The 531-nt window shown below is 56.5% G+C and carries 1 rRNA gene; it reads right to left on the bottom strand.

The annotated features are described in order from the left end of the window. A 23S ribosomal RNA gene (locus AKI01S_RS48705) occupies positions 1-531 on the bottom strand; the annotation flags it as partial.

The raw sequence follows: 531 nt of genomic DNA, 5'->3' as shown, positions 1-531 counted from the left end.
GTGTCAATGCCATGGCTTCGGCGGTGTGCTTGAGCCCCGCTACATTGTCGGCGCGGAATCACTTGACCAGTGAGCTATTACGCACTCTTTCAAGGGTGGCTGCTTCTAAGCCAACCTCCTGGTTGTCACGGCAACTCCACATCCTTTACCACTTAGCACACGCTTAGGGGCCTTAGCCGATGATCTGGGCTGTTTCCCTCTCGACTACGAAGCTTATCCCCCGCAGTCTCACTGCCACGCTCTCACTTACCGGCATTCGGAGTTTGGCTGACGTCAGTAACCCGGTAAGGCCCATCGGCCATCCAGTAGCTCTACCTCCGGCAAGAAACACGTGACGCTGCACCTAAATGCATTTCGGGGAGAACCAGCTATCACGGAGTTTGATTGGCCTTTCACCCCTAACCACAGGTCATCCCCCAGGTTTTCAACCCTGGTGGGTTCGGGCCTCCACACCGTCTTACCGGCGCTTCACCCTGCCCATGGCTAGATCACTCCGCTTCGGGTCTACAGCATGCGACTAAAAACGCCCTC

The sequence above is a fragment of the Actinomadura kijaniata NBRC 14229 genome (assembly GCF_001552175.1).
In the GTDB taxonomy this organism is placed as follows: Bacteria; Actinomycetota; Actinomycetes; order Streptosporangiales; family Streptosporangiaceae; genus Spirillospora; species Spirillospora kijaniata.
The sequence above is the reverse complement of the archived record's forward strand: the minus strand, read 5'-3'. Positions and strand labels throughout refer to the sequence as shown.